At 71.5% G+C, this 15,846-nt stretch carries 18 protein-coding genes; 13 read left to right on the plus strand and 5 right to left on the minus strand.

Features of this window, described 5'->3' with window-relative positions:
• Positions 1-20: 20 nt before the first annotated feature.
• A complete protein-coding gene (locus ABD743_RS32005) occupies positions 21-1,520 on the minus strand; it encodes a metallophosphoesterase (RefSeq protein WP_344726429.1) in 1,500 nt (499 codons plus the stop codon).
• 207 nt (positions 1,521-1,727) lie between these two features.
• Here ABD743_RS32005 and ABD743_RS32010 point away from each other — a divergent pair, with 207 nt between their 5' ends.
• The 3 genes from ABD743_RS32010 (at position 1,728) to ABD743_RS32020 (ending at position 3,772) form a co-directional block, all read left to right on the plus strand.
• A complete protein-coding gene (locus tag ABD743_RS32010) occupies positions 1,728-1,922 on the plus strand; it encodes a hypothetical protein (RefSeq protein WP_344726431.1) in 195 nt (64 codons plus the stop codon).
• The gene (locus tag ABD743_RS32015) at positions 1,919-2,689 is read left to right on the plus strand and encodes an SDR family NAD(P)-dependent oxidoreductase (RefSeq protein ID WP_344726433.1); all 771 of its coding nucleotides are present in this window, start codon (positions 1,919-1,921) and stop codon (positions 2,687-2,689) included. Before ABD743_RS32010 ends, ABD743_RS32015 begins: the two co-directional genes overlap by 4 nt.
• Before the next feature lie 99 nt (positions 2,690-2,788).
• The gene (locus tag ABD743_RS32020) at positions 2,789-3,772 is read left to right on the plus strand and encodes an aldo/keto reductase (protein ID WP_344726435.1); all 984 of its coding nucleotides are present in this window, start codon (positions 2,789-2,791) and stop codon (positions 3,770-3,772) included.
• Positions 3,773-3,863: 91 nt separating this feature from the next.
• On the opposite strand, the gene ABD743_RS32025 is transcribed toward ABD743_RS32020, so the two are convergent.
• Genes ABD743_RS32025 through ABD743_RS32035 form a run of 3 tightly spaced genes read right to left on the minus strand, consistent with a single transcriptional unit; the run spans position 3,864 to position 6,020 of the window.
• Entirely contained in the window at positions 3,864-4,550 is a 687-nt protein-coding gene (locus ABD743_RS32025; protein ID WP_344726437.1) for a FadR/GntR family transcriptional regulator, read from the minus strand.
• An 8-nt stretch (positions 4,551-4,558) separates the two neighbouring features.
• Entirely contained in the window at positions 4,559-5,116 is a 558-nt protein-coding gene (locus tag ABD743_RS32030) for a DinB family protein (protein ID WP_344726439.1), read from the minus strand.
• Positions 5,109-6,020, minus strand: a complete 912-nt coding sequence (locus tag ABD743_RS32035; protein WP_344726441.1) for a LysR substrate-binding domain-containing protein — start codon at positions 6,018-6,020, stop codon at positions 5,109-5,111. The genes ABD743_RS32030 and ABD743_RS32035 overlap by 8 nt, the downstream gene beginning before the upstream one ends.
• Before the next feature lie 148 nt (positions 6,021-6,168).
• On the opposite strand from ABD743_RS32035, the gene ABD743_RS32040 reads away from it, so the two are divergent.
• The 10 genes from ABD743_RS32040 (at position 6,169) to ABD743_RS32085 (ending at position 14,799) form a co-directional block, all read left to right on the plus strand.
• On the plus strand, positions 6,169-6,669 hold the full coding sequence (locus tag ABD743_RS32040; protein ID WP_344726443.1) for a tripartite tricarboxylate transporter TctB family protein: 501 nt from the start codon (positions 6,169-6,171) through the stop codon (positions 6,667-6,669).
• A gap of 1 nt (position 6,670) precedes the next feature.
• Complete coding sequence (locus ABD743_RS32045) at positions 6,671-8,236, plus strand: tripartite tricarboxylate transporter permease (RefSeq protein WP_344726445.1); 1,566 nt, start codon at positions 6,671-6,673, stop codon at positions 8,234-8,236.
• Positions 8,236-9,204: a Bug family tripartite tricarboxylate transporter substrate binding protein gene (locus tag ABD743_RS32050; RefSeq protein WP_344726447.1), complete on the plus strand. Its 969-nt coding sequence runs from the start codon at positions 8,236-8,238 to the stop codon at positions 9,202-9,204. The genes ABD743_RS32045 and ABD743_RS32050 overlap by 1 nt, the downstream gene beginning before the upstream one ends.
• Positions 9,197-10,852, plus strand: a complete 1,656-nt coding sequence (locus ABD743_RS32055) for a thiamine pyrophosphate-binding protein (RefSeq protein ID WP_344726449.1) — start codon at positions 9,197-9,199, stop codon at positions 10,850-10,852. The genes ABD743_RS32050 and ABD743_RS32055 overlap by 8 nt, the downstream gene beginning before the upstream one ends.
• Positions 10,849-11,514, plus strand: coding sequence for a 3-oxoacid CoA-transferase subunit A (locus ABD743_RS32060; RefSeq protein WP_344726451.1), 666 nt, complete (start codon positions 10,849-10,851; stop codon positions 11,512-11,514). The genes ABD743_RS32055 and ABD743_RS32060 overlap by 4 nt, the downstream gene beginning before the upstream one ends.
• Positions 11,511-12,182 (plus strand): 3-oxoacid CoA-transferase subunit B, encoded by a 672-nt coding sequence (locus tag ABD743_RS32065; protein ID WP_425567011.1) that lies wholly within the window; start codon positions 11,511-11,513, stop codon positions 12,180-12,182. The genes ABD743_RS32060 and ABD743_RS32065 overlap by 4 nt, the downstream gene beginning before the upstream one ends.
• A 36-nt stretch (positions 12,183-12,218) precedes the next feature.
• Complete coding sequence (locus ABD743_RS32070) at positions 12,219-12,572, plus strand: hypothetical protein (RefSeq protein ID WP_344726452.1); 354 nt, start codon at positions 12,219-12,221, stop codon at positions 12,570-12,572.
• Positions 12,569-12,961 carry a tripartite tricarboxylate transporter substrate-binding protein gene (locus tag ABD743_RS32075; protein ID WP_344726454.1) on the plus strand — a complete coding sequence of 131 codons (393 nt, stop codon included), beginning with the start codon at positions 12,569-12,571 and terminating at the stop codon, positions 12,959-12,961. The genes ABD743_RS32070 and ABD743_RS32075 overlap by 4 nt, the downstream gene beginning before the upstream one ends.
• 17 nt (positions 12,962-12,978) lie before the next feature.
• The gene (locus ABD743_RS32080; protein ID WP_344726456.1) at positions 12,979-13,962 is read left to right on the plus strand and encodes a Bug family tripartite tricarboxylate transporter substrate binding protein; all 984 of its coding nucleotides are present in this window, start codon (positions 12,979-12,981) and stop codon (positions 13,960-13,962) included.
• A gap of 63 nt (positions 13,963-14,025) precedes the next feature.
• Positions 14,026-14,799, plus strand: coding sequence for an SDR family oxidoreductase (locus tag ABD743_RS32085; RefSeq protein ID WP_344726458.1), 774 nt, complete (start codon positions 14,026-14,028; stop codon positions 14,797-14,799).
• Between the two features lie 10 nt (positions 14,800-14,809).
• Here the strand turns inward: ABD743_RS32085 and ABD743_RS32090 are convergent, their stop codons facing one another.
• Positions 14,810-15,553: an SDR family oxidoreductase gene (locus ABD743_RS32090; protein ID WP_344726460.1), complete on the minus strand. Its 744-nt coding sequence runs from the start codon at positions 15,551-15,553 to the stop codon at positions 14,810-14,812.
• Positions 15,554-15,846 lie beyond the last annotated feature (293 nt).

Raw genomic sequence — 15,846 nt, forward strand, 5'->3', positions numbered from 1 at the left:
CGTCGATCACGAGCAGCGTGTCACGTGCTGCCGTGGCGCTTCGGCCGGTGGAGCCCGGACAGGTCCGCCTTCGCGACGGTATTGCGATCGGTGACGTTGTTGCCGAATGCGAACTGCGACCAGGTCCCCATCATCTCCTGGCGGCTGCGCTCACTCCATTCCCGCGCGTGGTCGCTGCGCGACTTGTAGAAGTTCAGCGCGAAACCCTCGGTGTGCAACCGCAGGATCGAGAAGCCGCCGGGGTACTCCTTGGCCGCCGCGACCTCCTGCAACGTCACGCGCGGCGCGGTGGGACTGATCGTGTGGTGGTTGCGATGGGTGTGGCCGGCGTGGTGCAGGAAAACACCCGGTGTCCGGGCGTACGCCTCCAGAACGGAGGCCGCCTGGGCGGCGTCGAGGGAGTTGCTGGGCTTCACGGGGAATGCCGACTTCTGCACGACCAGCGGGTGATGCCCGAACACGATCGTCGGCTGGTCCTTGTGGTCGGCGAGATCCGACCTGAACCAGGCGAACTGCTCCGTCGACATGCCGCCGGCGTCGCCACCACCACCCGGCTTGTCATACGTATCGAGGCCGATCACGTGCAGTCCGGAGAGGTCGGTCGAGAAATACGTGAGCTCGTCGTCCGGGAAATAGCGGTCGTGAAAACAGTCGTTTCCCTGCCAACGCCCCACTCGGCAGGAGGAGTAGGGGTCACCGGCGTGCGCCCGGTCGTGGTTGCCGCGGGTGAGGAAGTAGTCCTCCCGGTACGTCCCGAACCCGTCGAGCAGTTGCCCGGCACGGCTCAGATCCGCAGGCACGGCTTCGGCGGAGATGTCGCCGGCGGCCAGCAGGTAGCTCGGGTCGAAGCGCTTGACGTCGTGCACCAGCGATTCCAGCATGACCTCGGGATACGGCGGCAGGCCCGGCGTCTGGGTGATCCCGATGTATTGCGGCTGCCCTCCCACGAGCCCCGCTTGTGTCTCACCCATGTGCAGGTCGTTGCAGAGCACCACGGAGAAGAGGTAGCGACCCGGCGGCGGCTGCGGGGTGGTGAAGGAGAACGGGCCGCCCGGGGTGCCGAAACCGTGGCGCGACGTGCCGACGGCGTTGCCGGAGATCAGGGTGAACTGCATCGGCGCTGCGCTCTTGCCCGCCGAACGCGCCTGGTAGTAGTAGGTCCGACCAGGCTCCAGATCCGTCAGTTCGACATGGTGGTAAGGCGTTTTTCCGGAGATGTCGCCTGCCACATTCTTCAGGCGCGCGGGATCGGTGCCGTACCAGACCTCTCCGTCGGCCGGCGCCGGAACCATCCGGCCCAGGCCGTCGTTGGTCCCGGCCTCGCCGGTGTACCAGGTGATCACGGCCCGGTCCTCGGTCAGCGTCACCAACTCCAGGTTGACCGGCTCGATCTCCCCCGTGCCGCTCGCTCCGGTCGCCGCGTGAGCACGAGAAGGATCAGCAAGGCCGAGGACAGGTGCGGCGGCGGCGAACGCGGTCCAGCGCAGCATGTCCCGACGGGTGAAATCACAACCAGGCATACCGCGACGCTAGGGAGATTGCGTGAACGAGTCCGCGCGCAGGCAACAGCGCGGAGATGTCGGGCGGGGAAAGAGTCACGGGCCGATTCCGGCAATGCCGTCGAATCCGGCAGTGAAATGAAGACGTCGGATGTCCGATCCGCCGGATCACTCGATGGTCTTGCGGTCGCTCCGTCGATGGCCGTATAAAGACGCGCGATACATCGGATGTCTGGGTGCGGGGGTAGCGGTGCGGCGTCGTCGTTCGGCAGCGCAGGCGTGACCGCGCGGATCACCACGGTACGCACGCTCGACGTGCGCTTCCCGGCACCAGGAGCCGACATGAAGCCACGGACCCTGGACGAGCACCGCTTCCCCGGCGGCGCGGTCCGGGCCGACGAGACGAAGCGGAGCACGTCATGAGCGCAGCGGGTAGTGGCGAGTTCGCCGGGCTGGCTGCGGTGGTCACCGGCGGCGGCTCCGGGATCGGGCTGGCCACCGCGCAGCTGCTGGCCGGGCGTGGCGCTCGGGTCGCCTGCCTGGACCTGGACCCGTCGGGCGTCGAGGCGCCGATCCTCGGGCTGACCGCCGACGTCACCGACCAGGACTCGGTGGACGCCGCGGTCGCCACCGCCGTCGAGCGCCTCGGTGGCCTCGACGTGCTGGTCAACAACGCAGGCATCGGCGCCCAGGGCACGGTGGAGACAAACCCGTTGGCGGAGTGGCAGCGAGTGCTCGACGTCAACGTGCTCGGCATCGTGCGTCTGAGCCGGGCCGCGCTCCCCCACCTGCGCCGCTCACGCGCCGCGGCGATCGTCAACACGTGTTCGATCGCGGCCACCGCGGGCCTGCCGCAGCGGGCGCTCTACAGCGCGAGCAAGGGCGCGGTGCAGTCGCTCACGCTCGCGATGGCGGCCGACCACATCGCCGACGGCATCCGCGTCAACTGCGTGAACCCGGGCACCGCCGACACCCCCTGGGTCGGCAGGCTCCTCGACTCGGCCGACGACCCCGCTGCGGAACGAGCCGCGCTGGAGGCCCGCCAGCCCATGGGGCGTCTGGTGTCGGCCCAGGAGGTGGCCGCGGCCATCGCCTACCTGGCCGGTCCGCTGGCGGGCGCCACCACCGGCACGGCGCTCGCCGTGGACGGTGGCATGCAAGGCCTGCGGCTTCGGCCCCGCCAGCAATGAGCCCGGACCGACTCGAAGGATGCCGAGGAGACCAATGATGATTTCGATCCCCGCGCGAGGTGCCGTGGACGCGTCGGCTGCAACGATCAGCCTGCTGCCATGAGCGCGTTGCTGGGTCGTTCCGCCGTGCCGGTCAGCCGGATCGGGCTCGGCACGGCGCCGCTGGGCAACCTCTACCGGGAGGTGCCCGACGCCGACGCGATCGCCACGATCGACCAGGCCTGGGCCAACGGCATCCGGTTCTTCGACACGGCGCCGCACTACGGGCTGGGCCTGTCCGAGCGGCGACTCGGAGTGGCGCTGTCCGGGCGGCCGCGAGCGCAGTACACCATCTCGACGAAGATCGGACGGCTGCTGGTGCCCGACCCGGCCGGCGCCCACCGGCGCGACGACGAGGCCGGCTTCGACGTGCCCGCCGACCACCGCCGTGTGTGGGACTTCAGCGCGGACGGCGTCCGACGCAGCCTGGAGGACAGCCTGGAGCGCCTCGGGCTCGACCGCATCGACCTCGTCCTGATCCACGACCCCGACGACCACTGGGCCGAGGCCGCAGGGCAGGCCTACCCAGCGCTGCACGATCTGCGCGCCCAGGGCGTGATCGGGGCGATCGGCGCGGGGATGAACCAGGCGGCCATGCTCGCCCGGTTCGTCACCGAGACCGATGTGGACGCCGTGCTCGTGGCGGGGCGGTGGACGCTGCTCGACCAGTCCGCAGCCGACGAACTGCTCCCGGCCTGCGCGCGCCGCGGTGTGTCCGTCCTGGCGGCGGGTGTGTTCAACAGTGGCCTGCTCGCCACCGACAACCCGCCCGCCGACGCCACTTACGACTACCAGCCGGCACGAGCGGAGGTACGCGAACGCGCCATCGCCATCAGTGCCGTCTGCCGCCGCCACGGTGTCGCGCTGCCCGCCGCGGCCATCGCGTTCGCCGGTGCGCGCCCCGAGGTCGCCTCGGTGCTGCTGGGGGCCCGCACCGCGGCCGAGGTGGCGGCGAATGCTGCTGCCGCGGCCGTCCCGGTGCCGGGAGACCTGTGGACGGAACTGGCAGAGGAAGGCTTGATCCGCCGCGACCTCCTCCCCTGACCAGATCCGAAAGGCCGGGACACCGAGACCCTGCGGCTCTACGCCCGCCCGTGCTCGGATGTTTCGGTCCAGACCGCGTGGCGCCTCCGGGTCAGGCGGTGGGTTCGCCCAGGGCGCTGCGTAGCCATTGCTCCACTCCGGCCACGTGGATCGTGGCCCACGCGCGGGCGAGCTCGGGCTGACGTGCGGCGATCGCGTCGCAGATCGCGGTGTGCTGTTCGATCGTGCGCGCGACGGCACCCTCCTGCGTCAACCCGCGCCAGATCCGGGCGCGGGTGGTCGGGCCGGAGAGGCCCTCTATCAGCGAGCACAGCACGGTGTTGCCGCTGCCGACCGCCACCCGACGGTGGAACTCCAGGTCGTTGGCCACGAGGTCCTCGACGCCGGGATTGGGGTCGAGCTCGGCGAGCACGGCGCGTAGGCCCTCGATCTGCTCGTCGGTCATCGTGAGGGCCGCCATCGCGGTGGCGGCGGGTTCCAGGATGCGCCGCACCTCGAGGAACTCCAGCACCGTGTCGTCACGGTGGAAGTCGACGACGAACGTCATCGCGTCGAGCAGCAGGTTCGGGTCGAGGCTGGTGACGTAGGTGCCGTCGCCCTGCCGGACGTCGAGCACCCGGATCAGCGAGAGCGCCTTGACGGCCTCCCGCAGCGAGTTGCGCGACAGCCCCAGCCGCTCGGCGAGGTCCGCCTCCCGCGGCAGGCGCGCACCCGGCCCCAGCTCACCGGAGACGATCATCGCCTTGATCTTCTCGATGGCTTCGTCAGTGACAGGCACGCGGCCTCCTAGACATCGGATGTCTGGGAGCCTACTGCTGCGCGGCCTACGGCGGTGATATCCCGGATGTGGTGGCGGCCCTCGTGCAGTGCCTGCCGTACCAGCCACCGCGCCGAACGCACCTCGTGCGGCAACCGGGTGGCCACCCGGTCCCACTCGGTATCCGCGGTGCGCGATATCTCGTCGCGGAAGCCCTGGACGTTGTCGGCCAGCTCGTCGAGCACGGCCGCCAGGTCCCGCCGGGCGTACCGGAAGCGGCGCGCACGCAGGTCGTTGAGCATCGGCTCGAGCGACGGCCGCAGCTCGGTGCGAGTGCGATGCAGCCGGATCGTGTACGTGGCGTAGACGTCGCGGAGGTGGCACACGTACTCGACCACGCACCAGGTGTGCGGCTCGGGTCGCGTCCGGCGGACGGCCTCCGGCACAGCCGACGCAGCGGCGCGGACCTGGTCGGGGATCTGTTCCAGCGCGGCCAGCGCCGCGGGGATGCCGGTCGTGGCGTAGGACATGTCGCACTCGGGGCAGACGTGGTGCTCGCCCGCGAGCGGCGGTAGCGCCTCAGCCATCGTTCCGCCCGGTGGTGTCCGGCGTGGGGAGGGTCGCAGCGGCCACGGCGAGGAAGTTGGCCAGCAGCGGGGACGGATCGCCGTCCCGCCAGGCCAGGGCGATCGGCACCCGCACGTCGGCGCCGGTGACCGGCCGGAAGACGACCCCCTCGAACTGCAGCTCCTCCGCGGACTCCGGCAGGAGAGCGACGCCGACCGCGGCCGCGACCAGCGCCACCACCGTGTAGGTGTCCTTGGCCTCCTGCGCGACCCGGGGCCAGAAGCCCACGGAGGAGCACGCGCGCATCGCGGTGTCGCGCAGGAACGAGCCCTGCTGCGCCGGGTAGCTGACGAAGTTCTCCTCGGCGAGATCGGTGAGCGCCACGGCGGGCCGGGCCGCGAGGGGGTGTTCCTCGGGCAGCACGGCCATCAGCTCTTCGTCGACGATGGTCCGGCTGGCCAGTGGCGGTGGGACCGGCGCCCGCAGGATGCCGACGTCGATGCCGCCGTCGAGAAGCGAGCTCGTCTGCGGGCCGCTGAAGACGGAGGGGTGCAGTTCGAGGCGGACCAGCGGATAGCGCTCCCGGTACGCCCGGGTCATCCTCGGCAGCAGTCGCCACGTGGTCACACCGGTGAGCCCGAGCCGGATCTCCCCGCGCTCACCCCGCTCCGCGAGCAGCACGGACTCCCGGGCCCGATCCGCCTCGGCGAGCACGCGCCGGGCATGGTCGAGGAAGACGACGCCGGCGTTGGTGAGTCGGACCTGCCGGGTGGTGCGCTCGAACAGCAGCACACCGAGGTCGCGTTCCAGATGCTTGATCTGCTGGCTGAGCGGCGGCTGAGCCATGTGCAGCCGGGCGGCGGCCCTACCGAAGTGCAGCTCCTCGGCGACTGCGGCGAACGAACGGAGGTGCCGCAGCTCCATCGTCGTCGTCCCTTCGCTGGTGGCGGCACTGATACAGCGGATTGATAAGCCTGCGCTCTCAGTGGTGCCGTGATCTTGTATTGGACCGGATCAGTGTGCCTGCCTAATGTCCGTTTCACAGCGTTCGTCCCTCACGGGTGAGGTGCCGATGGATCATTCGACAGCGCCGTCGACGGGTGGCGCGGCGCACCGCGGGCTGCGCGGGCAGCTCCATCGGCTCGGCCCGCTCGTGCTTCTCGGCGTCGGTGTCGCCGCCCTCGTCGGTGCCGCCGGACTGTCACTCGGCGAGCTGACGGAACCCGGCCCCGGGCTGTGGCCGTTCATGGTCGCGCTGCTGCTGACCGGCACCTCGCTGGTGCTGGTGGTGGTCGACGACCCCGCCGACTACGAGCCCTGGACGCGTAGTTCCGCGCGAATCGCCGGCGGCGTGGTCGGGCTCGCCGTGTTCATCCTGGCGTTCGAGGCGATCGGGTTCCTGCTCCCTGCCTTCCTGATGCTCCTGCTGTGGCTGCGCGTCTTCGGCGGGGAGAGCCGGCGCTGGTCACTCGGCCTCGCCCTCGCAGGGTCCGTCGGGATCTACCTGCTGTTCGACCAACTGCTCGGGGTGCCGTTCCCCGACGACGTCGTGGCCGGGCTGGTCGGCGCCTGACATGGACCTGCTGCAGGGGATCGTCCAGGGCTTCGCCGTCGCGCTCGACCCCGTCAACATCCTCTACGTCTTCGTCGGCGTTCTCATCGGCACGGTGATCGGGGTGCTCCCGGGTCTCGGCCCGACCGCGACGATCGCCCTGCTCCTGCCGCTGACCTACGAGATCGAGCCCAGCACGGCCGTGATCCTCCTGGCCGGCATCTACTACGGGTCGATGTACGGCGGCACGATCACCTCGGTGCTGCTGCGCCTGCCGGGCGAGGCCGCGTCCGTCGTCACCACCTTCGACGGCTACGAGATGGCCAAGCAGGGCCGCGCCGGGCCTGCGCTGGGGATCGCCGCGATCGGCTCGTTCATCGGCGGAATCCTGGCCGTCATCGGGCTCGCGCTGCTCGCCCCGCCGCTGGCATCGCTCGCCGTGTCCTTCGGGCCGCCCGAGTACGTCGCGCTGACGGTGCTCGGCATCCTGCTCGTGACGTACCTGGGCACCGGTTCGGCACTGAAGAGCCTGAGCATGGCCGCGCTGGGTCTCCTGCTCGCCACGATCGGCCAGGACCCGATCACCGGCACCACCCGGTTCACGTTCGGCGAGGTCTCGCTCTTCGACGGGCTGGACTTCGTCGCCGTGGCGATGGGGCTGTTCGGGGTCGGCGAGATCCTGCACAGCCTGGAGCGCACCGAGAAGGTCCAGGCCGTCGCGAAGAAGATCAGGAACATCTGGCCGAGCCGCACCGACCTGCGCCGGTCCGCGGGCGCGATCGGCCGCGGCAGCGTGCTCGGGTTCGTGATCGGGGTGCTGCCCGGTGGTGGCGGGGTCGTCTCCTCGCTTGCCTCGTACGCGCTGGAGAAGCGCCGCGCGAAGGACCCGAGCCGGTTCGGCAAGGGCGCCATCGAGGGCGTCGCCGGCCCTGAGACGGCCAACAACGCCTCGTCGACGTCGGCGTTCATCCCGCTGCTCACGCTCGGCATCCCGGCCAACGTCGTGCTGGCACTGATCTTCGGGGCGCTGCTCGTGCAGGGCATCACGCCCGGCCCGCAGCTCATCGACCAACACCCGGAGATCTTCTGGGGCGTGATCGCGTCGATGTTCGTCGGCAACCTCATGTTGCTCGCGCTGAACATTCCGCTCGTCGGGGTGTTCGTGCAGATCCTGCGGGTGCGGGCCGGGATCCTCGCCGCGTTCGCCCTGCTCGTGACGATGGCGGGCGTCTTCTCGATCAACAACGACGTCACCGACATGTGGGTGGTGCTCGCGTTCGGCGTGCTGGGCTGGCTGATGAAGAAGACCGGGTTCGAGCCCGGCCCGCTCGTGCTGGCCTTCGTGCTCGGCCCGATCCTCGAACGCGCCTTCCGCCAGTCGATGCTGATCTCCGGCGGCAGCCTTGACGTCTTCGTCACGCGGCCGATCTCCGGCGGGATCTTCCTGGTGATGGCGCTCGTCGTCGTGGCCGGCATCGTGACCGCTCGTCGGCGTCGTCTCGCGCAGCACGCAGGCACCGTCCCGGCCGAGGACGAGCTCGCGACGTCCACACCCGAGCCCGACCGCCGCACGACCCCGGGAGAGTGATGAACCGACTGCGCCTGTTCGCCGCCGTGCTCACCGCGGGCCTCGTGCTCGCGGCCTGCGGCCAGGGGCCCGGCTCCGGTGAGCCTGCTGCGTATCCCTCCGAGCCGATCCGCATGCTCGTCCCCTACACGGCAGGCGGTCCCACCGACATCGCCGCGCGCTCGCTCGCGAAGTACATGGAGAGCACGCTCGGGCAGACCGTCCTGGTGGAGAACGAGCCCGGCGCCTCGGGCTCGACGGCTTACCAGCAGCTCCTCTCCGCGGATCCGGACGGGCACACGCTCTCGATGACCGCCCTGCCGACGGCCGTGCTCAACTACCTGGTCAACGACGTCGGCTACACCCGGGAGGACTTCGCCCCGATCGGCGTGATCACACAGGTGCCGTCGGCGCTCGTCGTCCCGGCCAGCTCGTCCTACGCCGACCTCGGGGCGCTCTTCGCCGACGCGCGAGCCGACCCCGCCAAGGCCACCGTCGGCACACCCGGGGCGACCAACACCCACGCCGCGGAGACACGCCGCATCGCCCAGCTCTACGACGTGCCGTTGACGGTGCTGCCGTTCAACGGCAACCAGGAGGTACTGACGGCGCTCCTCGGCGGCAACACGACCGCCGGGTTCGTCAACGTGTCGCAGGACATGCTGCCCTCGATCGAGTCGGGCGCCCTGCGGGTGCTCGCCGTCGGCACCGAGGAGCGTCTGCCCTACCTGGACGCGCCCACCTTCGTGGGGCAGGGGTATCCGGAGATCACGAAGAGCACCACGACGTTCGGCGTGATCGCACCGGGAGGGACACCCCAGCCCGTGATCGCCCGGTTGGAGGAGACGATGCGCGCCGCCTCGGCGGATGCTGGAGTCCGCCAGGGCCTCGACGAGCGATATGTGCCCGGGCAGTTCATGGGCAGCGCCGAGCTCGCGGCGCTGTTCGCCGAGACCGAGCAGACGTTTCGAGAGGTGGCCGGTGGCTGAGGTAGGAGCGGACAGCGGAGCAACCGCGCTGGTGGAGGCACTGCGCGAGCTCGACGTCGACATCGCGTTCGGTCTGCCCGGCGTGCACAACCTGCCCGTGTGGGAGGCATGCGCGGCCGCCGGGATCCGGTTGGTGGGCGTCCGGCACGAGCAGGCCGCCGCCTACGCGGCCGACGGGTACGCACGGGCGACGGGACGGTTGGGGGTCGCGGTGGTGACCACCGGGCCGGGCGCTGCCAACACCCTCGGTGCCACCGGCGAGGCGATGACGTCCGGCGCACCGGTGCTCGTGCTCGCCACCGACATCCCGTCGACGCTGCGCCGTCCCGGCGTGTATCGCGGCGTGCTGCACGAGACCCGCGACCAGGCGGCGATGTTCGCCCCGGTGACCAAGGCGGCCACGACCGCCGGTGCGGCATCCGAGCTGCACGCTGCCGTCCTGCGGGCCGGCCGGACGGCGCTGGCCGCCCCGACGGGCCCGGTGTACCTGGGCGTCCCCACCGACCTTCTCAGCCAGGCCACCGGCGGCTCGCAGGCCGATCCCGGCCTCCCCCCGGACCGCCCGTCGTCCGGCGGTGAGCTGCGGGACGCGCTCGCGATGGTGGAGCGCGCGGAGCGCCCCCTGCTGTGGGTCGGGGGCGGGGCGCTCCGCGCGGGCGCAGGCGACGCCGTGGGTCGGCTCGCCGAGCGGCTGGCCGCCCCGGTGATCACCACGTACAACGGCCGCGGGGTCCTCCGGCCCGACCACCCGTGCCTGGTGCCCGGCCCCGCGCACGTCCCGGCCATCGGGGCGCTGTGGGACCAGGCCGACCTCGTGATCGCCATCGGCAGCGACTTCGACGGCATGACCACCCAGAACTGGCGGATGCCTGCTCCGCCCGCGCTGCTCGCGATCAACGTCGACGCCGAGGACGCCGCGAAGAACTACCGGCCCGACCTCGTCCTCGTCGGCGACGCGCTGGCCGTCACCGAGCGGTTGGCCGCCGCCGTTCCGGCCCGCGACGGCCGGGGCGACCTCACCGCGCGGATCGAGGGGCTGCGCGGTGAGGTCGCGGCGCTGGTGCGGGAGGAGGAGCCACAGGCCGCTCTGCTGCTCGACGCGCTCGACCGGCTGGTCCCCGCCGACGCGACGGTGCTCGCCGACATGTGCATCGCGGGCTACTGGGTGGCCGGATTCCACCGCGTGCCCGGCCCGCGCCGGCTCGCCTACCCGATGGGTTGGGGCACACTGGGCTTCGCCTTCCCGGCCGCGCTCGGTGCGGCCGCCGCCGGTGTGGGCCGCGCGGTCGCGGTGGTGGGCGACGGTGGCTTCCTCTTCGCCTGCGGCGAACTGGCCACCGCCGCGCAGGAGCAGCTGCCACTCACCGTCGTGCTCGTCGACGACGGCGGCTACGGGATGCTGCGCTTCGACCAGGTGCAGGCGGGGGTGCCCACTCGCGGTGTCGACCTGGCCACCCCCGACTTCGTCGCGCTCGCCGCGGCGTTCGGGGTGCCCGGGGAGCAGGTCGACGGGTTCGGCGACGCGTTCGAGGCCGCGCTGGCGAAGAGCCTCGACGCCGACGGCCCCAACCTCATCGCGGTCCGTGCCGCGCTCACTCCGCCACCCTCGACCTCGCCGCGGTGGTACCGCGCGAAGGCGCCGCGGTGATCGACAAGCGGGTGGCGTCGCTGACCGACGCCGTGACAGGGATCGGTGACGGCGCGACGGTGCTGGTGGGCGGGTTCGGCAACTCCGGGGTACCGGTGGCCCTCGTGCACGCCGTGCTGGAGCTCGGGGTCCGCGACCTGACCGTCGTCACCAACAACGCGGGCAGCGGCGAGACCGACATCGCGGCGCTCATCCGCGAGCGCCGGGTCCGGAAGATCATCTGCTCGTACCCGCGGTCGGCGGGCTCGGTCTGGTTCGAGAAGTTCTGGCGCGCCGGTGAGATCGAGCTGGAGCTGGTGCCCCAGGGCACGCTCAGCGAACGGATGCGGGCGGCAGGGGCGGGGCTCGGTGGCTTCTTCACCCCGGCAGGCGCCGACTCGCCACTCGCGCAGGGCAAGGAGGTGCGGGTGATCGACGGGCGCAGGCACGTGTTCGAGAAGCCACTGCCTGCCGACGTCGCCCTCATCAAGGCCGACCGCGCCGACCGCTGGGGCAACCTCGTCTACCACAGCGCCGCCCGCAACTTCGGTCCCGTGATGGCCACCGCCGCCGCGCTGACGGTGGCGCAGGTGCGCACGTTCGTCGAGCTCGGGACGCTCGACCCGGAGGCCGTGGTGACACCCGGGATCTTCGTTCAGCGCGTGGTGGAGGTGCCGGCGTGAGTGATCGCAGGCTGTCTGCGCAGGACATGGCACGCCGGGTGGCACACGACATCCCGGACGGCTCGTACGTCAACCTCGGGATCGGCATGCCCACGCTCGTGGCCGATGTGGCCCCGGCGGACCGGGAGATCATCTACCACAGCGAGAACGGGATTCTCGGGATGGGACCGGCGCCCGCGCCCGGCACCGGTGACCCCGAGCTGATCAACGCCGGCAAGCAGCAGGTGACGCTGCTGCCCGGCGGCGCCTACGTCCACCACACCGACGCGTTCGTGATGATGCGGGGCGGCCACATCGACATCACGGTGCTCGGCGCGTTCCAGGTCTCCGCGACCGGCGACCTCGCCAACTGGGCCACCGACGACGCGTCGATGCCGCCTGCCGTCGGCGGGGCGATGGACCTCGCCGTCGGTGCGCGCCGGGTGTTCGTCATGACCACCCACACCACCCGTGACGGCCGGCCGAAGCTGCTCGCCGAGTGCAGCTACCCGCTCACCGCCGCTGCCGTGGTGGATCGCGTCTACACCGACCTGGCCGTCCTCGACGTGACGCCCGACGGCTTCGTGGTCCGCGAGCTGGTGGCCGGCACGACCCCGGACGACCTGCGGGCCGTCACCGCCGCTCCGCTGCACTTCGCCGCCGACCTCGCCGTGCTCGTCCCCACCTGACCGCTGCCCCGTCCCCACCACCGACCGTGAGGAACCATGCAACGTCGCATCCTCGGCCGGACGGCGATCACCCTCGCCGTGCTCGCGCTACTGGCTGCCTGCGGGGGCCGGGAGCGTGCTGACGCCGGATTCCCGAGCGAGTCGATCCGGCTGCTCGTGCCCTACGCCGCGGGCGGACCCACCGACCTCACCGCGCGCGCCTACGGGGAGTTCCTCGAGCGGGACCTGGGGCAGCCGGTGATCGTCGAGAACAAGCCCGGTGGGTCCGGGGAGATCGCTGTGTCCGTGGCGGTGCCCGGGGCGTCCACCCCGCAGGGGATCGAGCTGCAACGCCTGACGAGCACGGCGTCGAGTTCGCCGTCGTCCCGTTCAACGGCAACGCCGAGATGACCACGGCGCTCTTGGGCGGCAACGTCGACGCCGTCCTGATCAACGCCTCGCAGGACGTCGTCGAGAACATCGACGCCGGTCGCTTCCGGCCACTCGCGGTGTCCACCGAGCAGCGCCTGAACTGGCTCTCCGACACCCCCACGCTGGTCGAGGCCGGGTTCGCCGGTCTCACCCTGTCGGGTTCGACGTTCGGGCTGGCCGGGCCGGCGGGGCTGCCCGTGGCCGTGGCCACCCGGCTGGAGGACGCGCTGCGCCGCGCGCACGCCGATCCGGACGTCGTGGCGAAGGTGGGCGAGCGCTACACCGGCACCGGCTTCGTCGGTGCCTCCGACCTGCGCGCGGTCCTCGACCGCACCCGGGCCGTGTACGAACCGATCCTGACCGGTTGAGCGGGAGGACCCAGATGATGCGGTACGGAAGATGGTCGGCCCTCGCCGCCATGACGGCGCTGACGGTCTCCTGCTCGGAAGGAGGAAGCGCGCCCGAGGCGGCCGGGGAGTACCCGACGAAAGAGATCAGGGTGATCGTCCCTTACACCGCGGGCGGCCCGACCGACCTCGCCGCCCGCACGATGGGCACACACCTCGAGCGCGCTCTGGGCGAGCCGGTCATCGTCGAGAACCTGCCCGGTGCCGCCGGGGCCCTCGCCATGAACGAGCTGGTGGGCAGCGATCCCGACGGCCACACGCTCACGCTGGTCGCGGCCCCGTCGACGGTGGTCACGCCGCTCATCCAGGACGTGTCCTACGGACCGGAGGACTTCGAGACCATCGGCGTGATCACCGAGGTGCCGTCGGTACTCGCCGTGGGTGCGGGCTCGGAGTTCGCCGATGCCGCCGCGTTCTTCGACGCCGCTCGTGCGCGCCCCGACGAGCTCACGGTCGGCACGCCCGGTGCCACCACGTCGCAGGGCATCGAGCTGCGCAGGCTGGCGAGCGAGTACGGCGTCCAGGTCACCGTCGTTCCGTTCAACGGCAACGCCGAGCTCATCCAGGCACTGCTCGGCGGCACGGTCGACGCGCTGCTGGTCAACGTCTCGGCGGACATCCGGGCTCAGTTCGACGCGGGCGAGTTCCGGCCGCTGGCGATCAGTCCCGCCGAGCGGGTCGACTACCTCCCGGCCACCCCCACGCTGGCCGAGCTGGGCTTCCCCGGCCTCACCTACAGCACCTCGCTGTTCGGGCTGGGGGCACCGGTGGGAACCCCGCCCGAGGTCATCGCGGAGCTGGAGGAGGCGATGCGCGCCGGGCTGGCCGACCCGGCGCTGCGTACCCAGCTCGACGAGGCGTACGTGCCCGACGAGTTCATCGGCGCGACCGAGTTCCGAACCATGCTCGACGAGATCGTCCGCGTGTACGGCCCGGTGGCGCAGGAGCTACGAGGTGGTTGACTCCCTCCACATGGAACCCAGTGATCGAGGTCTGCAGGACATGGCGACGGCGGTGAGCGCCTGATGGACACGGGACTGCAGGGACGCACCGCGATCGTGCCGGGGTCGAGCTCCGGGCTCGGGCTCGCCGTGGCCCGCGCGCTTGCCGCGGAGGGCGCCAACGTCGTGCTGGTGGGCCGGCGCGGTGAGCTGGTGCAGAAGGAGGCCGCGGCGCTGCCGTCGGCCGTCGGGGTCGAGGCGGATATCGCCGATCCCGACGTGCCGGCGAGGCTCGTCGCGGAGGCCGAGCGGCGTTTCGGGCCGGTGGACGTGCTGGTGCTCAACGGTGGCGGGCCACCGCCGGGGTTGGCCGTCGACTTCACCCCCGAGCAGTTCGCGACAGCCGTCGACCTCCTCGTGCAGCCCCACCTGCGGCTCGTGGCCGGGGTGCTGCCGGGCATGCGCGAGCGCGGGTTCGGCCGGATCGTCGCGGTGGGGTCGAGCGGCGTGCAGCAGCCGATCGACGGTCTCGTGGCGTCCAACGCGGCGCGCGCCGCCCTGGCCGGTTACCTGAAGACCCTCGCCGGTGAGGTCGCCGCCGACGGCGTGACGGTCAACATGGTGCTGCCCGGCCGCATCGACACCGACCGCGTCGCCGTGCTGGACCGCGCCGTCGCCGAGCGCTCGGGCACCACGCCGGACCAGCAGCGGGCTCGTGCCGAGGCGACGATCCCCGCCGGGCGCTACGGCACGCCCGACGAGTTCGCTGCCGTCGTCACGTTCCTCGCGAGCGCCGCGGCGTCCTACGTGACGGGCGAGCAGGTCCGGTGCGACGGCGGGATGATCCGCGCGCACTGACGGGCCGTGTTCACCCCCGCCCGATGAACGGCATCGTCGTGGCGGTGATGGTGAGGAACTGCACGTTGGCGTCGAGTGGCAGGCGGGCCATGAACAGCACCGCCTCGGCGACATGGGCGGGGTCGAAAGTCGGCTCCGGCCGGACGCTGCCGTCGGCCTGACGCGCACCGGTGGAGATCCCCGCGGTCATCTCGGTGGCCGCGTTGCCGATGTCGATCTGCCCGCACGCGATGCCGTAGGGCCGGCCGTCCAGGGAGATCGACTTCGTCAAGCCGGTGATCGCGTGCTTCGTAGCGGTGTACGCGGCGCTTCCCGGGCGCGGGACGTGGGCGGAGATCGACCCGTTGTTGATGATCCGCCCACCCTGCGGCTGTTGGGCGCGCATCGTCGCGAAGGCCTCGCGCGCGCAGAGGAACGTCCCCGTCAGGTTGGTGGCCACGGCGGCCGTCCAGTCGTCGACGGCGATCTGGTCCGGGGTGCCGCTAGGGCCGAACGTGCCTGCATTGTTGATCAGCAGGTCGACCCGGCCCCACGCGTCCCGCACCGTGTCGAACAGCCGGGCGACGGACCCGGAGTCGGCGACGTCCGTGGGCACCACCAGGGCCGCCGCATCGCCGGAAGCCGTGCCGTCCAGGGCCGCGCGGCGCCGGCCCGCGAGCGCCACGCGAAACCCGTTCTCCAGCAGGGCCCGCGCCATGAGCCTGCCGACCCCGGAGCCCGCTCCCGTCACCACCGCGACTGGTTCGTCCGCCACCGTTTCCCCTTTCGATCATGAGGCCGGGCAGGCCGGCCCCGCTCCAGCCGCACTGTTGCCGGCCGGCACAGACCGTATCCACGCGGATGCACCGCTGCCCCGGACTCCGTCGCCGCGGCGCGGCGGGGACGGAGGGCGGGCAGTGGCAGTCGGAGGGTTATTCCGGGCTTTACGGACGATCCCCCATGGTCGGGATCACACCGGCGCCGGCGCGTTCCGAAGACTCCCGTACGGTGTCCGGTTAGTACCTGTAACCACAGTTTCATCTCGGTTCGATTTTTACCAATGCCTTA

Origin of the sequence: Pseudonocardia yunnanensis (assembly GCF_039534065.1) — a bacterium.
Taxonomy (GTDB): domain Bacteria; phylum Actinomycetota; class Actinomycetes; order Mycobacteriales; family Pseudonocardiaceae; genus Pseudonocardia; species Pseudonocardia yunnanensis.

Coding starts and splice junctions, on each gene's coding strand:
- ABD743_RS32005 (WP_344726429.1), bottom strand. CDS start 1,520: ATGCCTGGTTGTGATTTCACCCGTCGGGACATGCTGCGCTGGACCGCG.
- ABD743_RS32010 (WP_344726431.1), top strand. CDS start 1,728: ATGTCTGGGTGCGGGGGTAGCGGTGCGGCGTCGTCGTTCGGCAGCGCA.
- ABD743_RS32015 (WP_344726433.1), top strand. CDS start 1,919: ATGAGCGCAGCGGGTAGTGGCGAGTTCGCCGGGCTGGCTGCGGTGGTC.
- ABD743_RS32020 (WP_344726435.1), top strand. CDS start 2,789: ATGAGCGCGTTGCTGGGTCGTTCCGCCGTGCCGGTCAGCCGGATCGGG.
- ABD743_RS32030 (WP_344726439.1), bottom strand. CDS start 5,116: ATGGCTGAGGCGCTACCGCCGCTCGCGGGCGAGCACCACGTCTGCCCC.
- ABD743_RS32035 (WP_344726441.1), bottom strand. CDS start 6,020: ATGGAGCTGCGGCACCTCCGTTCGTTCGCCGCAGTCGCCGAGGAGCTG.
- ABD743_RS32040 (WP_344726443.1), top strand. CDS start 6,169: ATGGATCATTCGACAGCGCCGTCGACGGGTGGCGCGGCGCACCGCGGG.
- ABD743_RS32045 (WP_344726445.1), top strand. CDS start 6,671: ATGGACCTGCTGCAGGGGATCGTCCAGGGCTTCGCCGTCGCGCTCGAC.
- ABD743_RS32050 (WP_344726447.1), top strand. CDS start 8,236: ATGAACCGACTGCGCCTGTTCGCCGCCGTGCTCACCGCGGGCCTCGTG.
- ABD743_RS32070 (WP_344726452.1), top strand. CDS start 12,219: ATGCAACGTCGCATCCTCGGCCGGACGGCGATCACCCTCGCCGTGCTC.
- ABD743_RS32075 (WP_344726454.1), top strand. CDS start 12,569: ATGACCACGGCGCTCTTGGGCGGCAACGTCGACGCCGTCCTGATCAAC.
- ABD743_RS32080 (WP_344726456.1), top strand. CDS start 12,979: ATGCGGTACGGAAGATGGTCGGCCCTCGCCGCCATGACGGCGCTGACG.
- ABD743_RS32085 (WP_344726458.1), top strand. CDS start 14,026: ATGGACACGGGACTGCAGGGACGCACCGCGATCGTGCCGGGGTCGAGC.